The sequence below is a fragment of the Micromonospora chalcea genome, assembly GCF_028768405.1.
Classification (GTDB): Bacteria; Actinomycetota; Actinomycetes; order Mycobacteriales; family Micromonosporaceae; genus Micromonospora; species Micromonospora chalcea.
In genome coordinates this window covers 2,466,483-2,481,466 of record NZ_CP118233.1, presented here as the reverse complement: position 1 = coordinate 2,481,466, position 14,984 = coordinate 2,466,483, and the positions used below count along the sequence as shown (strand labels likewise).

Annotated in this window: 8 protein-coding genes; 4 read left to right on the top strand and 4 right to left on the bottom strand. The window is 73.1% G+C overall.

Annotated elements, in window-relative coordinates:
- The first annotated feature begins 303 nt into the window (after positions 1-303).
- The 3 genes from PVK74_RS10425 to PVK74_RS10415 are packed head-to-tail and all read left to right on the top strand — an operon-like array spanning position 304 to position 3,327.
- The gene (locus PVK74_RS10425) at positions 304-1,467 is read left to right on the top strand and encodes a DegT/DnrJ/EryC1/StrS family aminotransferase (RefSeq protein WP_069088797.1); all 1,164 of its coding nucleotides are present in this window, start codon (positions 304-306) and stop codon (positions 1,465-1,467) included.
- On the top strand, positions 1,464-2,594 hold the full coding sequence (locus tag PVK74_RS10420; RefSeq protein WP_069088796.1) for a Gfo/Idh/MocA family protein: 1,131 nt from the start codon (positions 1,464-1,466) through the stop codon (positions 2,592-2,594). The genes PVK74_RS10425 and PVK74_RS10420 overlap by 4 nt, the downstream gene beginning before the upstream one ends.
- 37 nt (positions 2,595-2,631) lie before the next feature.
- Positions 2,632-3,327 carry an HAD-IA family hydrolase gene (locus tag PVK74_RS10415; protein ID WP_064445417.1) on the top strand — a complete coding sequence of 232 codons (696 nt, stop codon included), beginning with the start codon at positions 2,632-2,634 and terminating at the stop codon, positions 3,325-3,327.
- Between the two features lie 63 nt (positions 3,328-3,390).
- Here PVK74_RS10415 and PVK74_RS10410 read toward each other — a convergent pair whose 3' ends face one another.
- Together PVK74_RS10410 and PVK74_RS10405 are read right to left on the bottom strand one after the other, a co-directional pair.
- Positions 3,391-7,092, bottom strand: a complete 3,702-nt coding sequence (locus tag PVK74_RS10410) for a non-ribosomal peptide synthetase (protein ID WP_274478949.1) — start codon at positions 7,090-7,092, stop codon at positions 3,391-3,393.
- 127 nt (positions 7,093-7,219) lie between these two features.
- Positions 7,220-10,903 (bottom strand): non-ribosomal peptide synthetase, encoded by a 3,684-nt coding sequence (locus PVK74_RS10405; RefSeq protein WP_274478948.1) that lies wholly within the window; start codon positions 10,901-10,903, stop codon positions 7,220-7,222.
- 817 nt (positions 10,904-11,720) lie between these two features.
- On the opposite strand from PVK74_RS10405, the gene PVK74_RS10400 reads away from it, so the two are divergent.
- Positions 11,721-12,911 carry an ATP-grasp domain-containing protein gene (locus tag PVK74_RS10400; RefSeq protein ID WP_166457297.1) on the top strand — a complete coding sequence of 397 codons (1,191 nt, stop codon included), beginning with the start codon at positions 11,721-11,723 and terminating at the stop codon, positions 12,909-12,911.
- Between the two features lie 101 nt (positions 12,912-13,012).
- Here PVK74_RS10400 and PVK74_RS10395 read toward each other — a convergent pair whose 3' ends face one another.
- Both PVK74_RS10395 and PVK74_RS10390 read right to left on the bottom strand, forming a co-directional pair.
- The gene (locus PVK74_RS10395; RefSeq protein ID WP_210887756.1) at positions 13,013-14,050 is read right to left on the bottom strand and encodes a 3-dehydroquinate synthase family protein; all 1,038 of its coding nucleotides are present in this window, start codon (positions 14,048-14,050) and stop codon (positions 13,013-13,015) included.
- On the bottom strand, positions 14,031-14,864 hold the full coding sequence (locus PVK74_RS10390; protein WP_231915406.1) for a hypothetical protein: 834 nt from the start codon (positions 14,862-14,864) through the stop codon (positions 14,031-14,033). Before PVK74_RS10390 ends, PVK74_RS10395 begins: the two co-directional genes overlap by 20 nt.
- Positions 14,865-14,984: the final 120 nt, after the last annotated feature.

Here is a 14,984-nt window from a genome sequence, read left to right as displayed (position 1 = left end):
CCGCAGAGCCTGATGACTGGTCACCGCAGTCTTACTACGCCGACGGCTCCCGGCGAACCGGCGGCGCCCGACGCACGGCGGACTAAGGGGTGGCTAGGGGCTGTTAGGGGCGGTGACCGCGTATCCGCGTCGGTTACCGTCCTCCCTGCTGAAGCGACGCCGCCGGCTCCAGACGGAGGCGTCACGTACCGCGCGGCCATCCGCTGCTCCGCTGCGCCCGGCCCGCGCACCGGCGGTCTCGGGTCGTCCCGCCCGATGGTCCGCCCAAGCCCCTGGTCTGCCCGAGTTGGGAAGTGGGAAGTCATGAGTGGTCAGCCCTCGACGGTGTCCGAGTTCCCCGAGTGGCCGCAGTACGGCGACGAGGAGCGAACCGGACTGATCCGCGCCCTCGAACAGGGTCAGTGGTGGCGGATGGGCGGCAGTGAGGTCGACTCCTTCGAGCGGGAGTTCGGTGACTACCACGGCAGCCCTCACGCGCTTGCCGTCACCAACGGCACCCACGCGCTGGAAGTCGCGCTGGAGGTGCTCGGCGTCGGCCCCGGTACGGAGGTGATCGTCCCGGCGTTCACGTTCATCTCGTCCTCGCTGGCCGCGCAGCGTCTCGGCGCGGTCGCCGTGCCGGTCGACGTCGACCTGGACACCTACTGCGTCGACCCCGCCGCCGTCGAGGCCGCGATCACCCCCCGTACCAAGGTGATCATGCCGGTGCACATGGCCGGGCAGTTCGCCGACATGGACGCGCTCGACAAGCTCGCCGCCGACGCCGGGGTGGCTCTGCTGCAGGACGCGGCACACGCCCAGGGCGCGCAGTGGCGCGGCCGGCGGGCCGGCGCGCTCGGCTCGGTGGCCGCCTTCAGCTTCCAGAACGGCAAGCTCATGACCGCCGGCGAGGGCGGAGCGGTCGTCTTCCCCGACGAGGAACTGCGCGAGCGGGCATTCCTCGTGCACAGCTGCGGCCGGCCCCGCACCGACCGCGAATACCTGCACAGCACCACCGGCTCGAACTACCGGATGAGCGAGTTCACCGCCGCTGTGCTACGCGCCCAGCTGACCCGCCTCGACGAGCAGATCGCGCTGCGCGAGCAGCGCTGGCCGCTGCTGTCGAGCCTGCTCGCCGAGATCCCGGGCGTCGTGCCGCAGGCGACCGACCCCCGCACCGACCGCAACCCGCACTACATGGCGATGTTCCGTATCCCCGGGATCGGCATCGAGCGTCGCCGTGCCGTGGTGGACGCGCTCATCGCCCGGGGCGTCCCGGCGTTCGTGGCGTTCCGGGCGATCTACCGGTGCGAGGGCTTCTGGAAGGCCGGCGCGCCCGACGAGTCGGTAGAGGAGATCGCGGCCCGCTGCCCCAACACCGAGCAGATCCACTCCGACTGCCTCTGGCTGCACCACCGCACGCTGCTCGGCACGGAGCAGCAGATGCACGAGATCGCCGCCGTGCTCGCCGACATCCTCGCCGGATGACGGCCCGGCCCCCGGCCGCGGCCGGCCGGCCGGTGCGGGTCGCGGTGGTCGGCCTCGGCTGGGCCGGGCGGGAGATCTGGCTGCCCCGGCTCGCCGCACACCCCGGCTTCGAGGTGGTCGCCGTGGTCGACCCGCAGCCCGTGGTGCGCGATCAGGCCCGCGACACGCACGCCGTCGCGTCCGCGTACGCCGACGTCGAGGACCTGCCCGCCGGAACGGTCGACCTGGCGGTGGTCGCCGTACCGAACCACCTGCACGCGGTCGTCGCCGTCCGGCTGCTGCGCCGGGGCGTACCGGTGTTCCTGGAGAAGCCGGTCTGCCTGACCTCCGCCGAGGCGGGCATCCTGGCCGACGCGGAGCGCGACGGCGGCGCGGTGCTGCTGGCCGGCAGCGCCGCCCGTTACCGGGCCGACGTCCGGGCGCTGGCCGACCTGACCGGTGAGCTGGGCCCGATCCGGCACGTCGATGTGGCCTGGGTTCGCGCCCGAGGGGTGCCCGACGCGGGCGGCTGGTTCACCCGCCGCGACCAGTCCGGCGGGGGCGCGCTGGTGGACCTCGGCTGGCACCTGCTCGACACGGTGCTGCCGCTGCTCGGCCCGGCCCGGGTCACTCACGCGATCGGCAGCGTCTCGGACGACTTCGTCAACGACAGCGCCGCCCACGCCGCCTGGCGCGGCGGGGCCGACACCGCAGGCCACGTTCCCGGCGACGTCGAGGACACCGCCCGGGGGTTCCTGCTCACCGACACCGGCGCCTCCGTCGCCCTGCACGCCTGCTGGGCCTCGCACGAGTCGCTGGACCGCACCACCGTCACCGTGCACGGCGCCGCGGGGTCGGCGACGCTGCGCTGCACGTTCGGCTTCAGTCCCAACCGGGAGCCCACGCCGGTGCTGACGCGTACCCGCGACGGCCGGACCGCGCGGCTGCCGCTGCCCGGGGAGCCGATCGGCGCGGAGTACGACCACCAGCTCGACGCCCTGCCCGGGCTGCTCGCCGACCCGGCCGCCCGGGGCGCGGCCGTCGCCGAGGCCCGCCGGACCATCGACATCATCGAACGGATCTACCAGTGCGCCCGGCCCACCCGGCCGGAGCGCCAGCACGCACTGGTGGGCCATCGCGCCGGGTGAGAACCACCGTCGGCCCCAACCCCTTCCGGGAGCAGCCATGAGCCGTCCATCGTCCACAGTCGAGGTGACCCCGCCGTCGCCGGCGCGCGGCCCGATCCGCGCGGTCGTGTTCGACCTCGACGGCGTCATCGTCGACAGTTCGGCCGTCATGCGTGAGGCGTTCAGCATCGCGTACGCCGAGGTGGTGGGCGACGGGCCGGCACCGTTCGAGGAGTACAACCGGCACATGGGCCGGTACTTCCCGGACATCATGCGCCTGATGGGGCTGCCCCTGGAGATGGAGGGGCCGTTCGTCCGCGAGAGCTACCGGATGGCCCACCTCGTGCCGCTCTTCCCCGGCGTCCGGGAGACCCTGGAGACCCTGCACTCGCGTGGCATCCGGATGGGGATCGCCACCGGCAAGGCCGGCCCGAGGGCCCGCTCCCTGCTCGACCAACTCGGCGTGCTGGGCCTCTTCGGCCAGGTGATCGGTTCCGACGAGGTGGCCCGTCCCAAGCCTGCCCCGGACATCGTGCTCCAGGCACTGGGCAACCTCGACGTGCCGCCGCACGAGGCCATGATGGTGGGCGACGCGGTGATCGACCTGCTCAGCGGCCGGGACGCCGGGGCGACGGCCGTCGCCACGACGTGGCACGGCGGGGACATCGCGGCGCTGCTCGCGGCCGGCCCCGACCTGGTCGTGCACGCCCCGGCGGAGTTGCTGGCGCACTGCCCGGCGGCCCTCGTCCACTGACCCGGACCGGAGCGCGCCGGGCTGCTCACGTGAGCAGCCCGGCGCGCTGCCGCCAGGCTGTGGTCAGCGTGTGTCGCTGACCGCCTCGGGGCCGGCTTCCAGGAAGCGCAGCATGCCGGTGGCCAGGATCTCGGCGGCGGGGGCCGGGACCAGGTCGGTACGGATGGTGACCCGCAGGAGGACACTCTCGTCGCCGGGCAGCACCTCGGCGACGCAGGCACCGGACCACTCCCGGGCGTACGGTTCGACGACCTCCTCGGTCCGGCAGCCGGGCAGGTCCAGCGGGAGGACGAGGTTGTCCTGGTAGGCGAACGAGGGCAGGCTGTTGATCACCTCGCGGGGCAGGTCGAGGACCGGGTCGTCGGTGACCATCTCCAGGAAGGAGACGTCCTGGGCGGCCATCAGCTCGTCCGCGGTCTGCTGGAGGGCGCGCATCAGGTCCTTCTCCGGGCCGCCGAACCGGACCCGGAGACAGTTGCTGCTGATCCTGCTCGTGAAGGCGGAGTCGAGGACGCGGCTGCCGCGCTGGGCGACGATCATCAGCAGGGCGATGTCGTCCTGCTGATGGATGGCGCGCAGCGCCGAGGCGTAGGCGGCGGCGAAGTAGGTGGAACGGCTGAAGCGGTGTTCGGCGGCGGCCCGGTCCCAGCGCCGTACCAGCTCGGGCGGGACGGCGACGATGTGCCCGGTCTTGGGGCCCCAGGTCGGGGTCTGTTCCAGGATCTCCTGCGGCCGGCCTTCGCCTTGGCGGGGTAGGTCGCGTAGTTGTTCGCGCCAGTAGGTTCGTTGGGTTTGCAGGTCGGCGGCGTTGCGGAGGCGGGTGTATTCGTCGTGAGACTGGTGCAGTGTGGGTGCGGGGTGGGTCCAGGTGGGTTTGTGGCCGGTGTGTCGTGCGGTGTAGGCGTGGGTGAGGTCTCGGACGAGTAGTCCGTATGACCAGCCGTCGAAGGCGATGTGGTGGATGCCGATGCCGAAGAGGATTCGGTTGGTGGTTTTGTTTCGGATCAGGGCGGCGCGCCAGTTGCGGCCTTGGGTGTAGTCGAGGGGTTGTTGTACTGCTTCGGCGAGTTGGTCGAGGGCGTCGTGTTCGGTGGCGGCGTCGGCGAGGAGTCGTAGCTGGGGCATGCCGGGGTTGGGTGGGATGATTGCGGTTGGTGGGTCGGTGCGCCGGTAGCGGGCGTGTAGGGCCTGGTGGCGGTGGTGGAGGTCGCCGAGGGCGGCCATGAGGGCTCGTAGGTCCAGCTCACCCTCGATCCACCAGGTGGTGGGGCAGACCAGTTCGAAGGGGAGCACGACGCACTTCGCGACGGACGGGGTCAGCGGGACGGGCTTCGACGGGCCGGGACGGCCGGTGACGGACGGCGCCGGCTCGGCCCCGGGGCGGCGGGGGGCGGTGGCGAGCCAGCGGGCCAGCCCTTGCGGGGTGGGGGTGCGGTGGATCTGCGAGACGGGCACGGCGACGTCGGCGGCCTCGTCGAGGGCGACAGCGACGGCGGCGGACTGCAGGGAGGTGCCGCCGAGGTGGAAGAACCCGTCGAGTGTCCCGACCCGGTCCAGCCCGAGCACCGTCGCGAAGATCCCCGCGACGAGGCGTTCGGAGTCGGTGGCCGGTTCGGTGTACGGCACGTCGAGGTCGGGACGGCGCGAGCCCGGCTCTGGTAGCGCCCGCCGGTCGATCTTGCCGGTGCCGCCGGTGGGGAACCGGTCCAGGACCATGATCACGGCGGGGACCATGTAGGGCGGGAGCACCGCGGCGGCGTGTGCCCGCAGGTCGGCGGTGACGGGGACGCGGCCGTCGCGTCCGGTGACGTAGCCGACGAGCCGGGCGGTGCCCTGGTCCTCGCGACGGGTGACGACGGCGGTGCCGACGTCCGGGTGTTGTTCGAGAGTCGCCTCGATCTCACCGAGTTCGATCCGGATGCCGTTGACCTTGACCTGGTGGTCCATCCGGCCGAGGATCTCCAGCGCTCCGGCGGCGTTCCACCGGCCGAGGTCGCCGGTGCGGTAGGCGGTCCCGCCGCCGTACGGGTCGGTGACGAACCGCTGGGCGGTCAGTTCGGGGCGGTTGAGGTAACCGTCGGCGACGCCGGCGCCGGCGATGAGGATCTCGCCGGGGACGCCCATGGGGACGAGGTCGAGATTGGCGTCGACGACGCGGATCTGCCGGTTGGGCATGGGTCGGCCGATGGGCACGTACGCGCCGGGCCAGCCCTTCGACGCGTCGTACCAGGTACAGGCGACGGATGCCTCCGCGGGCCCGTACGCGTTGATCAGGCGGGCACCGGCGGCCGTCCAGCGGTGCGCCATGCGGGGCGGAATGGGCTCCCCGGCGAGGGTCACGCACGTCAGGCTGGGGCAGTCGGCGGGATCGACGGCGGCGAGGTTCGTGGGTGGGCAGAACGCGTGGGTGGCCTGCTCCTTGGCGATCAGCTCCGTCAACCGGCGGGCGTCGAGCAGATCGTCGCGGGAGCTGACGACGACGCGGGCACCGGAGGTCAGCGCGGTGTAGATCTCGCCGAGGGCCACGTCGAAGACCGGTGAACAGGAATGGAGCATCCGGCTGTCCGGCCCGACCGCGCACTCCTCCCGCATCCAGGTGACGAAGTTCGTCAGGTGCTCGTGGGTCAGCACGACACCCTTCGGTGTCCCGGTCGAGCCGGACGTGTAGATCACGAACGCCGGCCGGGAGGGTGCCACCACCGGCAGGTCGGCCGCCTCGGCCGCCGTCACGGTGGGCCAGTCGGCATCGAGGGCGACGACCCGTACGCCGTCAGGTCTGGGGACACGCGGGGCGACCTCGCCGACGGTGAGGACGACCCGGGCGCCGTGGTCGGCCAGCAGCATCCGCATCCGCTCCGCCGGCCAGGACACGTCCATCGGCGTGTACGCCGCCCCCGCCCGCAGCACCGCCAGGGTGGCGACGAGCGTCCACATGCTGCGGTCCAGCGCCAGCGACACCACGTCCCCGGGCCGTACGCCCATCGACCGTAGTCGCGCGGCCAACTCCCCCGAGCGGCGGGCCAGCTCCGCGTACGTCAGCACCTCCCCGGCGGCGACGCCGGCCACCGCGTCCGGCGTGCGTCGCGCCCATTCGAGCACCAGCTCGTGCAGCGGCGCACCCGGCACCGGGCGGGCCGGGCCGCGGCCCCACGCGAGCAGCCGCTCGCGCTCGGGCGCGCCCAGCAGCGGCAGCGCGCCCAGCGGCACCCCGGGTTCCCGGATCCCGGCCGACAGCAACGACACGGTCTGGTCCACCAGGCCCCGCACCCAGTCCGCCGAGAAGCCGTCGGCGGCGTAGTCCACCCGGAGCGCCGACCCGTCCCCCGCGACGGTCACCACGATGTCCACGTCCACCACGTCCGGCCCCACCTCGGCCACCGGGGCGTCCACCAGCCCGACGACCACCGGCCCCGCCGCGCCCGCGCTGTGCGCGACCGGTCCGGCCAGCGCCGTGGCCACCCGCGACGTCAGCTCGCCGAAGCCCGGTTCGTCCGCGACGTCGACCCGCAGCACGCCGCCCGACGACAGACCGACCGCCACCTCGGCCTGGCCGGTGTACCGGGCCAGCACCCCCAGCAGACCGGCCAGCAGCACCGCGCCGGGGGAGGGCGCCCCCGCCGGGACGGGCAGGTCGACCCGCCGGTACGCGGAGGCCGCCCGGGCCGGCCACGCGGCCGGCCGGCGCAGGTCCCCCATCAGGTCGAGGACCTCGAAGCCGGGCCCAGCGACATCCGTGGTCTGCGCACCGACGATTCCGACAGACATTGAGCCAGCCTCCGATCAGGGCCGGCGCCACCCAGAGGGGTGCGCCGGAAGGGACAACCACGAACTCTCGGGACAACGGGCCGCGTGCCACGCGGCGACGAGCGGTCCGGTACGCAGGGGCGGACGGTCAGCCGGCGGTGGGCGTACCCGCCGGCCCGTCTTCGAGGAAGCGCAGCATGTGGTGGTTCAGCTCCTCGGCGAAGCTGTACGGCAGGTAGTCGGTGCGGATGGTGACGCGCAGGAGAGCATGGTCGACGCGGGGCAGCACCTCGACCGTGAGCCCGTTGGGCACCTCCCGGGCGTACGGGTCGACGACCTCCTCGGCCCGGCAGCCGGGCAGCTCCAGCGGCACCACCACGTTGTCCTGGAACACGAACGTCGGCAGGCTCGCGACCACCTCGCCGGAGAGCCCGGCGGCGGGATCGTCGGCGGTCTCCGCGAAGGGAACGTCCTGGGCCCGCATGAGATCGCGGATCGTCTCGTCGACCCGCAGGACCAGCTTGTCGTCGTGCGGCCCGTCGAAGCGCACCCGCACGCAGTTGAGGTTGAGCCGGGTGGTGAACGCGGAGTCGAGGACGCGGCTGCCGCGTTTGGCGACCACCATCAGCAGGGCGATGTCGTCCTGCTGATGGATGGCGCGCAGCGCCGAGGCGAAGGCCGCCACGAAGTAGCTGGAGCGGCTGAAGCGCTGGTCGCGGGCGGCCCGGTCCCAGCGGTCGAGCACCTCGGGGGTGACGGTGACGGTGTGGCCCGCCTTCGGTCCCCAGGCGAGGGCCTGCTCCAGGGGCGCGGTGGCCGGGCCTTCGCCTTGGCGGGGTAGGTCGCGTAGTTGTTCGCGCCAGTAGGTTCGTTGGGTTTGCAGGTCGGCGGCGTTGCGGAGGCGGGTGTATTCGTCGTGAGACTGGTGCAGTGTGGGTGCGGGGTGGGTCCAGGTGGGTTTGTGGCCGGTGTGTCGTGCGGTGTAGGCGTGGGTGAGGTCTCGGACGAGTAGTCCGTATGACCAGCCGTCGAAGGCGATGTGGTGGATGCCGATGCCGAAGAGGATTCGGTTGGTGGTTTTGTTTCGGATCAGGGCGGCGCGCCAGTTGCGGCCTTGGGTGTAGTCGAGGGGTTGTTGTACTGCTTCGGCGAGTTGGTCGAGGGCGTCGTGTTCGGTGGCGGCGTCGGCGAGGAGTCGTAGCTGGGGCATGCCGGGGTTGGGTGGGATGATTGCGGTTGGTGGGTCGGTGCGCCGGTAGCGGGCGTGTAGGGCCTGGTGGCGGTGGTGGAGGTCGCCGAGGGCGGCCATGAGGGCTCGTAGGTCCAGTTCACCCTCGATCCACCAGGTGACCGGGACGACGACCTCCAGCGGCGACATCAGGCACTTCGCCACCTGCTGCGCGAGCGGGACCGGTCCCGGGCGCTGCCGGGCCTGTCCCGCGGTCGAGCCGGTGTCCGTACGGCGGGGGGCGGTGGCGAGCCACCGGGCCAGCTCGTGCGGGGTGGGGGTGCGGTGGATCTGCGAGACGGGCACCACCACGTCGGCGGCCTCGTCGATGCCTGCGGCAACGGCGGCGGACTGCAACGACGTGCCGCCGAGGTGGAAGAAGCTGTCGCGGGCGCCGACCCGCTCGATGCCGAGCACGCTCGCGAACACCTCCGCGACGAGGCGCTCGCCCTCGGTGGCCGGCTCGACGTACGGCACGCCGAGGTCGGGGCGCTGGGCGCCGGGTGCGGGAAGGGCACTCCGGTCGATCTTGCCGGTGCCGCCGAGGGGGAAGCGGTCGAGGACGACGACGGCGGCGGGGACCATGTAGCTCGGCAAGTGGGCCGTGGCGTGGTCGCGCAGATCGCCGGTGGCCGGGGTGCGGCCGTCGCGCCCGGTGACGTACGCGACGAGCCGGGCCACGCCCCGGTCCTCGCGGCGGACGACGACTGCGGTCTCCACCTCCGGGTGCTGGGCGAGGATGCTCTCGATCTCGCCCAGCTCGATGCGGATGCCGTTGACCTTCACCTGGTGGTCCATCCGGCCGAGGATCTCCAGCGCTCCGGCGCTGTTCCACCTCCCCAGGTCGCCGCTGCGGTAGGCGAGCCCGCCGCCGTACGGGTCGGTGACGAACCGCTGGGCGGTCAGTTCGGGGCGGTTGAGGTAACCGTCGGCGACGCCGAAGCCGGCGATCAGGATCTCCCCGGGAACCCCGGCCGGCAAGAGGTCGAGGTTCGCGTCGACGACGCGGACCTGCCGGTTCGGCATCGGCCAGCCGATCGGGACGTACGCGCCACCCCACCCGGCCGACGCGTCGAACCAGGTGCACGCCACGGCGATCTCGGCCGGCCCGTACGCGTTGACCACCCGCGTGCCCGCCGTCAGCCACCGCTGGGCCAGCCGCGGCGGGACGGCCTCGCCGCCGAAGATGACGCAGCGGAGGCCGGGACAGGCGGCCGGGTCGAGCGGGGCGATGTTGGTGGCCGGTCCGAACGTGTGCGTGACGCCCTGGGTGTTGACGAGGTCGGTGAGCCGGCGCGCGTCGAGCAGATCGTCGCGCGGGCACACGACGACGCGGCCCCCGCCGGTGAGCGCGGCGAAGATCTCCCCGAACGCGGCGTCGAAGACCGGTGCCGCCGAGTGCAGCATCCGGCTGCCGGGGCCGATGGCGCACTCGCCGGTCATCCACGCCAGGAAGTTCGCCAGCCTCTCGTGTGACAGCACCACACCCTTCGGCGTGCCTGTCGAACCCGACGTGTAGATGACGAACGCCGGCGCGTCCACCGGCACCGCAGGCAGATCCGCCACCGCACCGGCCGGTACCGCGGGCCAGCCGTCGTCCAGCGCCACCACCGTGACCCCGTCCCCGGCGGGAATCCGGGCCGCTACCGCACCGACCGTCAACACCACCCGCGCGCCGTGGTCGGCCAGCAGCACCCGCATCCGCTCCGCGGGCCACGACACGTCCATCGGCGTGTACGCGGCACCCGCCCGCAGCACGCCCATCGTCGCCACCAGCGACCACAACCCGCGCTCCAACGCCACGGACACCACGTCACCGGCACGGACACCCACCGACCGCAGGTACGCCGCCAGCAGCCCGGACCGGCGATCCAGCTCCCCGTACGTCAGCACCTCGTCGCCCGCGACCCCCGCCACCGCCTTCGGCGACCGCCGCGCCCAGCTCAGCACGAGCTCGTGGATCGGCTCACCCGGGATCTCCCGCACCGGGCCGCGCCCCCACGCCAGCAGCCGTTCCCGTTCCGCGGCGTCCAGCAACGGCAGTCGCGACAGGGCGACCTGCGGCGCCGCCGTACCGGCGGAGACGAGCACCACCACCTGATCCACGAGTCCCCGCACGAACTGCGCGGAGAATCCCTCCACCGCGTAGTCCACCCGCAGCACGGACCCGTCCGCCGCCACGCGCACCACCATGTCGACGTCCACCACGGCCGGTCCCGTCTCCGCCACCGGACCGTCGGTGAACTCCACCGCCACCGGGTCCGGCCGGTCCGGGCCCGCCACCGGCGCCGTCCACGCCAGTCCCACCCGCGCCGCCAACTCCCCGAATCCCGGGTCGCCCGAGACGTCCACCCGCGCCACCGACCCACCGGCCGGGGCCAGCCCGAGCACCACCTCGTCCTGGCCGGTCCAGCGGGCCAGGACCGCCACGAGCCCCGCCACCACGACGTGTCCGGCCGGTGTCACGCGCGACGGCCAGGCGGGAAGCACCCGGTGCACCGAGGCCGCCCGCGCGGGCCACACCGCCGGCCTCCGCAGGTCCCCCACGAGTTCCAGAGCAACCGCGCCGTCCGCGGCCTGGGCGCCATCGAACCCGACAGACAACAGCTCGACCTCCGATCGAAAGGGGACGACCGAAAGGCTCAGGGCCGCGACGATCGGTCAGCCGGGATGCCGTACGCCGGACGGCGGGGGTTGGCGCGAGGCGCGTCGACGGGCGGCACCGCTCGCGGGCCACCCGATCCGGTGCGCTGAGAGTGGCAACGACGAGCCGACGGGGCCCGACCATACGAAGCGCTGTGCGGTGACGTACACCCCTAGAGATCGGCACGTCGACCCCTAGCGCATCAGCCGGAGATCTCCTCCCCGGGCAGGCCCGGGACGTTTCGGCGGTGCCCGCCGGCCGCGTCGGGGCCGGGCCGGCGATGTGAGCTGGCAGGGGGCGTGGCCGTCGGAATCCGGGCACTCGACAGCGCGGGCTGCGACAGCGCCGTCCGGCGACTCCAGCCCTTCTGAAGAACAGCTTTTCGGTCAGCCCGAGTCGATGGTCCCGCTAGGAGTATCGGCGGCCTCGGCGGCGAAAGAGCCGTCCGCGTTCGCCTGTCTGGCCCATCCCGGGGCAGTGCATAGTTGACTATGATCTTTCGATCATGACGCCGGTCGGTGGCTGGAAACTCAACCGCTGACCGGCGGTGTGCACCTCGCCGCCGCAACGCTGGCCATGAGCCAGCCGGCTTCCCGGCCGGTCCAGCTCACGACCGTCCGGTCGGTGCACGCGGCACGCCCGGCTCTCGCGGCCGAGCGGCCGCATCAGGACCGGGAGCCCACCCCTTCGGCCACGTTCTCCGCTGTTCGTGGCTGTGGCGCACCGGTTTCACCGCCACCCCGAGGCCCGCACCGGGCCGGCATGTCAGGAGACTAGATGCAGGCGCCCATCCAGGTACAGGTGTTCGCACACGACGGGGTGGTCCTGGCCCGACCGCCCGACCCGTCGGCCACCGCCGACAGCCCCTATCTCGCCGGCGCGGGCGCCGCTCTCCACAACGGCCTGGACATGATCACGGGTCTGCACCTGACCCTTCCGCACCAGTCGGCGGCGATCTGCAGCACCGGCTCCAGCGCGGACAAGTCGCTGCGTCTGCTCAGCCGGAGTGGTCTGAAGACGCCCAGCGACCTGCGGAAGTTCCGTTCCGGCGCGCAGGCGGTGCGGTACGCGCGGGAAGCCGTCGAGCGGGGCGAGACGCTGGAGTTCCAGTTTCCTCCGCATGACCCGCTGCTGCGGGCCGCTCGCGCCCGGGTGCCCGCGGATCTGGTCGCCCGCCTCAACAACAAGACCGTGCTGGAGACTCTGGTCGCGCCGGAGTACCTGCCCCGCCGGCAGGTCGCCACCCCCGCCGAAGTGCGCCGGATCGTGGCGCGGGACCGCCGGCCGGCGGTCATCAAACCGGCCGGGGTCGAGGTGTCCAGCGGAATTGCGATCTTCACCCGTCGGTTGGCGGACCGGCGGAACCGTTCCCTGTTCAACCAGTTGGAACAGGTGAGCGAGCAGTGGATCGTCGAGGAGGAGGTGCCCTTCCAGACGATCTGGGGTATCCAGTTCGGCGTGACCGAGAGCGGATCGGTGCACTACTTCGGATCGTCGGTACACCTGCCGCAGCCCACCTCGACGTGGGTCGGTTGTGTGATGGACGACGACCAGCCCCCGGAGGAGCTGGTCGAAGCGCTGACCGTAGGGGTCCGAAAGGCCAGCGCGCTCGGGTACCGGGGCTACTGCTCCTTCGACGCCGGGATCGGCCGCGACGGCGCCCTGCGGGTCATCGACCCGAACTTCCGGGTCAGCGGGGCCACCACCTCGCTGCTGCACCGCAGCTCGCTGCTGGGCCGGCATCCGTGCGCCATGACCACGTTCTTCTCACTGGCCCCCGGCGTCGACGCCGAACCGATCCTCGCGCCGTTCATCGACCGGGGGCAGTTCGTCGTGTTCATGCACCACGACCCGGCGGAGACGGACAACGGCCCGCTGCCGGCGACCATCGTCGGCATGGTCGGGGCCGCGGACCGGTACGCCTGCGGCGTGCTGGTGGCGCAGATCCAGCGGGCCCTGGGCACCTGACGCGCCGGTCCGGGGCTCGGCTCCGGCGGCTCGTCATCCGTTCGCCGGCCCGGCCGCCCCCGCGGCGCCGGCCGGCGAACGGGCACCCGGCGGTGTCGGCCTCACATGCCGGAAAGTGCGGTACGCACAGCGTCCTCGGGGACGCGGGCGACCAGTTCGACTCCGCCCGGTCCGTCCAGGACGAAGGACAGGCCCGAGGTGGCCTTCTTGTCCCGGCGCATCAGCGTGATCAGCTCGTCGTGGTCGAGGCCGCCGGGCAGCGTGGTGTCGAGCCCGTAGCCCGCCACCACGTCGTGGTGCTCGGCCACCCGGTCGGCCGGTATCCGGCCGAGGACGCCGGCCAGCCGGCCCGCGAAGACCGTGCCGACGCCGACCGCCTCACCGTGGCGCAGGCCGAAGTCGGTGGCCCGCTCCAACGCGTGCCCGAGCGTGTGGCCGTAGTTGAGGATGTGCCGCAGGCCGGAGTCCCGCTCGTCCGCGGCCACCACCCGGGCCTTCAACGCCACCGACGCGGCGATCTGCTCCGCCACCGGCCGGTCACGCAGATCACCGGCGCCGATGAAGTGCGCCCGGGCGATCTCCCCGTACCCGTTGCGCCACTCCCGCTGCGGCAGCGTCCCCAGGTGCTCGGTGTCGCAGAGCACCGCCCGGGGCTGCCAGTACACGCCCACGAGGTTCTTGCCCTCCGGCAGGTTGACGGCGGTCTTCCCACCGACGCTGGCGTCCACCTGGGCCAGCAGCGAGGTCGGCAGGTGGATCACCGGTACGCCCCGGTGGTAGAGGCCGGCGGCCAGCCCGACCACGTCCGTGGTGGTGCCGCCGCCGCACGAGACCACCGCGTCCGTCCGGCTCAGCCCGAACTCGGCGAACGCCCGGCAGAGCTGTTCCACAGTGGTCAGGTTCTTGTCGTGCTCGCCGTCGCGGGCCGGCACCACCCGGTGCGGCACGCCCGGGTCGGGCGTCCACTCCGGTGGCCGGGCCGAGACCACCACGACCCGCTGGGCGCCGATCCGCGCCACCTCCGCCGGGAGCCGGTGGCGTACGCCGGGACCGATCAGCACCGGGTACGACCGTTCCCCGAGTGCCACCTCGACGCGGGCCGGCTCGCTGGCGGGACGGTCAGGTACCGGCGTGTGCATGTGGTTGCTGCCTCCTCTGCGGAACGCGGGCCGGCGCGGTCGCGGCCGGGCTGCCCCGCACCATCGACAGGCGCAGCGCCAGCGCGGCCAGCGAGTCGACCTCCGGCCGGATGCCCCACCGATCGTGGGTGAGCTGCGCGTGGTGCGCCAGCAGGAACCCGGGAGGCGCCGTCGGGTGGTCGTGGCCCACCACGTCGGTCACCCGGTCCAGGTAGCGCTGCCACGCCACTGCCACGTCCCCGCCCAGCGGTAGGTCACCGGCCGACAGGACGATCTTCTCCGCCCCGGCGTCGGCCTGCGCGGCCAGGTCCCGCCGCTGCGCGCCGGTGAGCCGCTGGCTGCGTTCCTGCCAGTGCAGGAACAGGAACGCCAGGCGGTCGGCCGCCGGCATCAGCCCGGTCAGGTGCCGCAGGTGCGCCACGGCCAGCGGCAACTCGCCGCCGGCCAGCCAGGGCACGTCGCCGCCGAGCAGGGTGAGGGCCAGTTCGCTGCCCGCGAACGCGAGCGGGCCGCCCCGCGCGGGGTCGCGCACGACGTACCGGTCCTCGGCGAGGGACGCTCCCGGGTCGTACGCGAGCAGTCCCGCCCGTACCGCGTCGAGCGCGGCGGGGGCGGCATGGAAGCCGAGGCTCAGCCGCCCGGCGGGGGAGTCCTCCGGGTCGAAGAACCAGTCCATGCCGGGATCGGCCCGGCGGGCGGCGGCGACCAGCCCGGTCAGGACGGTGCCGACCAGCTCGGTCAGCCGCGTGCCCGGGCAGCCGCCGGCCGGTACGGCCGAACGGGCGAACAACCAGCAGCGTTCCAACGACGGCACCTCGGCTGACGGGCGGGTGGAGCACGGGATTCGACGGTCCGCGGGGGTCGCCCCATCATCGGCCCGCGGGCCCGTTCCACCACCCGATCGGCGCTCCGAACTGGGGACGACTTAGGGGGT

What these genes read in the sequence shown, in the direction of transcription:
- PVK74_RS10425 (WP_069088797.1), top strand. Translation starts at nt 304, where the DNA reads ATGAGTGGTCAGCCCTCGACGGTGTCCGAGTTCCCCGAGTGGCCGCAG.
- PVK74_RS10420 (WP_069088796.1), top strand. Translation starts at nt 1,464, where the DNA reads ATGACGGCCCGGCCCCCGGCCGCGGCCGGCCGGCCGGTGCGGGTCGCG.
- PVK74_RS10415 (WP_064445417.1), top strand. Translation starts at nt 2,632, where the DNA reads ATGAGCCGTCCATCGTCCACAGTCGAGGTGACCCCGCCGTCGCCGGCG.
- PVK74_RS10410 (WP_274478949.1), bottom strand. Translation starts at nt 7,092, where the DNA reads ATGTCTGTCGGAATCGTCGGTGCGCAGACCACGGATGTCGCTGGGCCC.
- PVK74_RS10400 (WP_166457297.1), top strand. Translation starts at nt 11,721, where the DNA reads ATGCAGGCGCCCATCCAGGTACAGGTGTTCGCACACGACGGGGTGGTC.
- PVK74_RS10395 (WP_210887756.1), bottom strand. Translation starts at nt 14,050, where the DNA reads ATGCACACGCCGGTACCTGACCGTCCCGCCAGCGAGCCGGCCCGCGTC.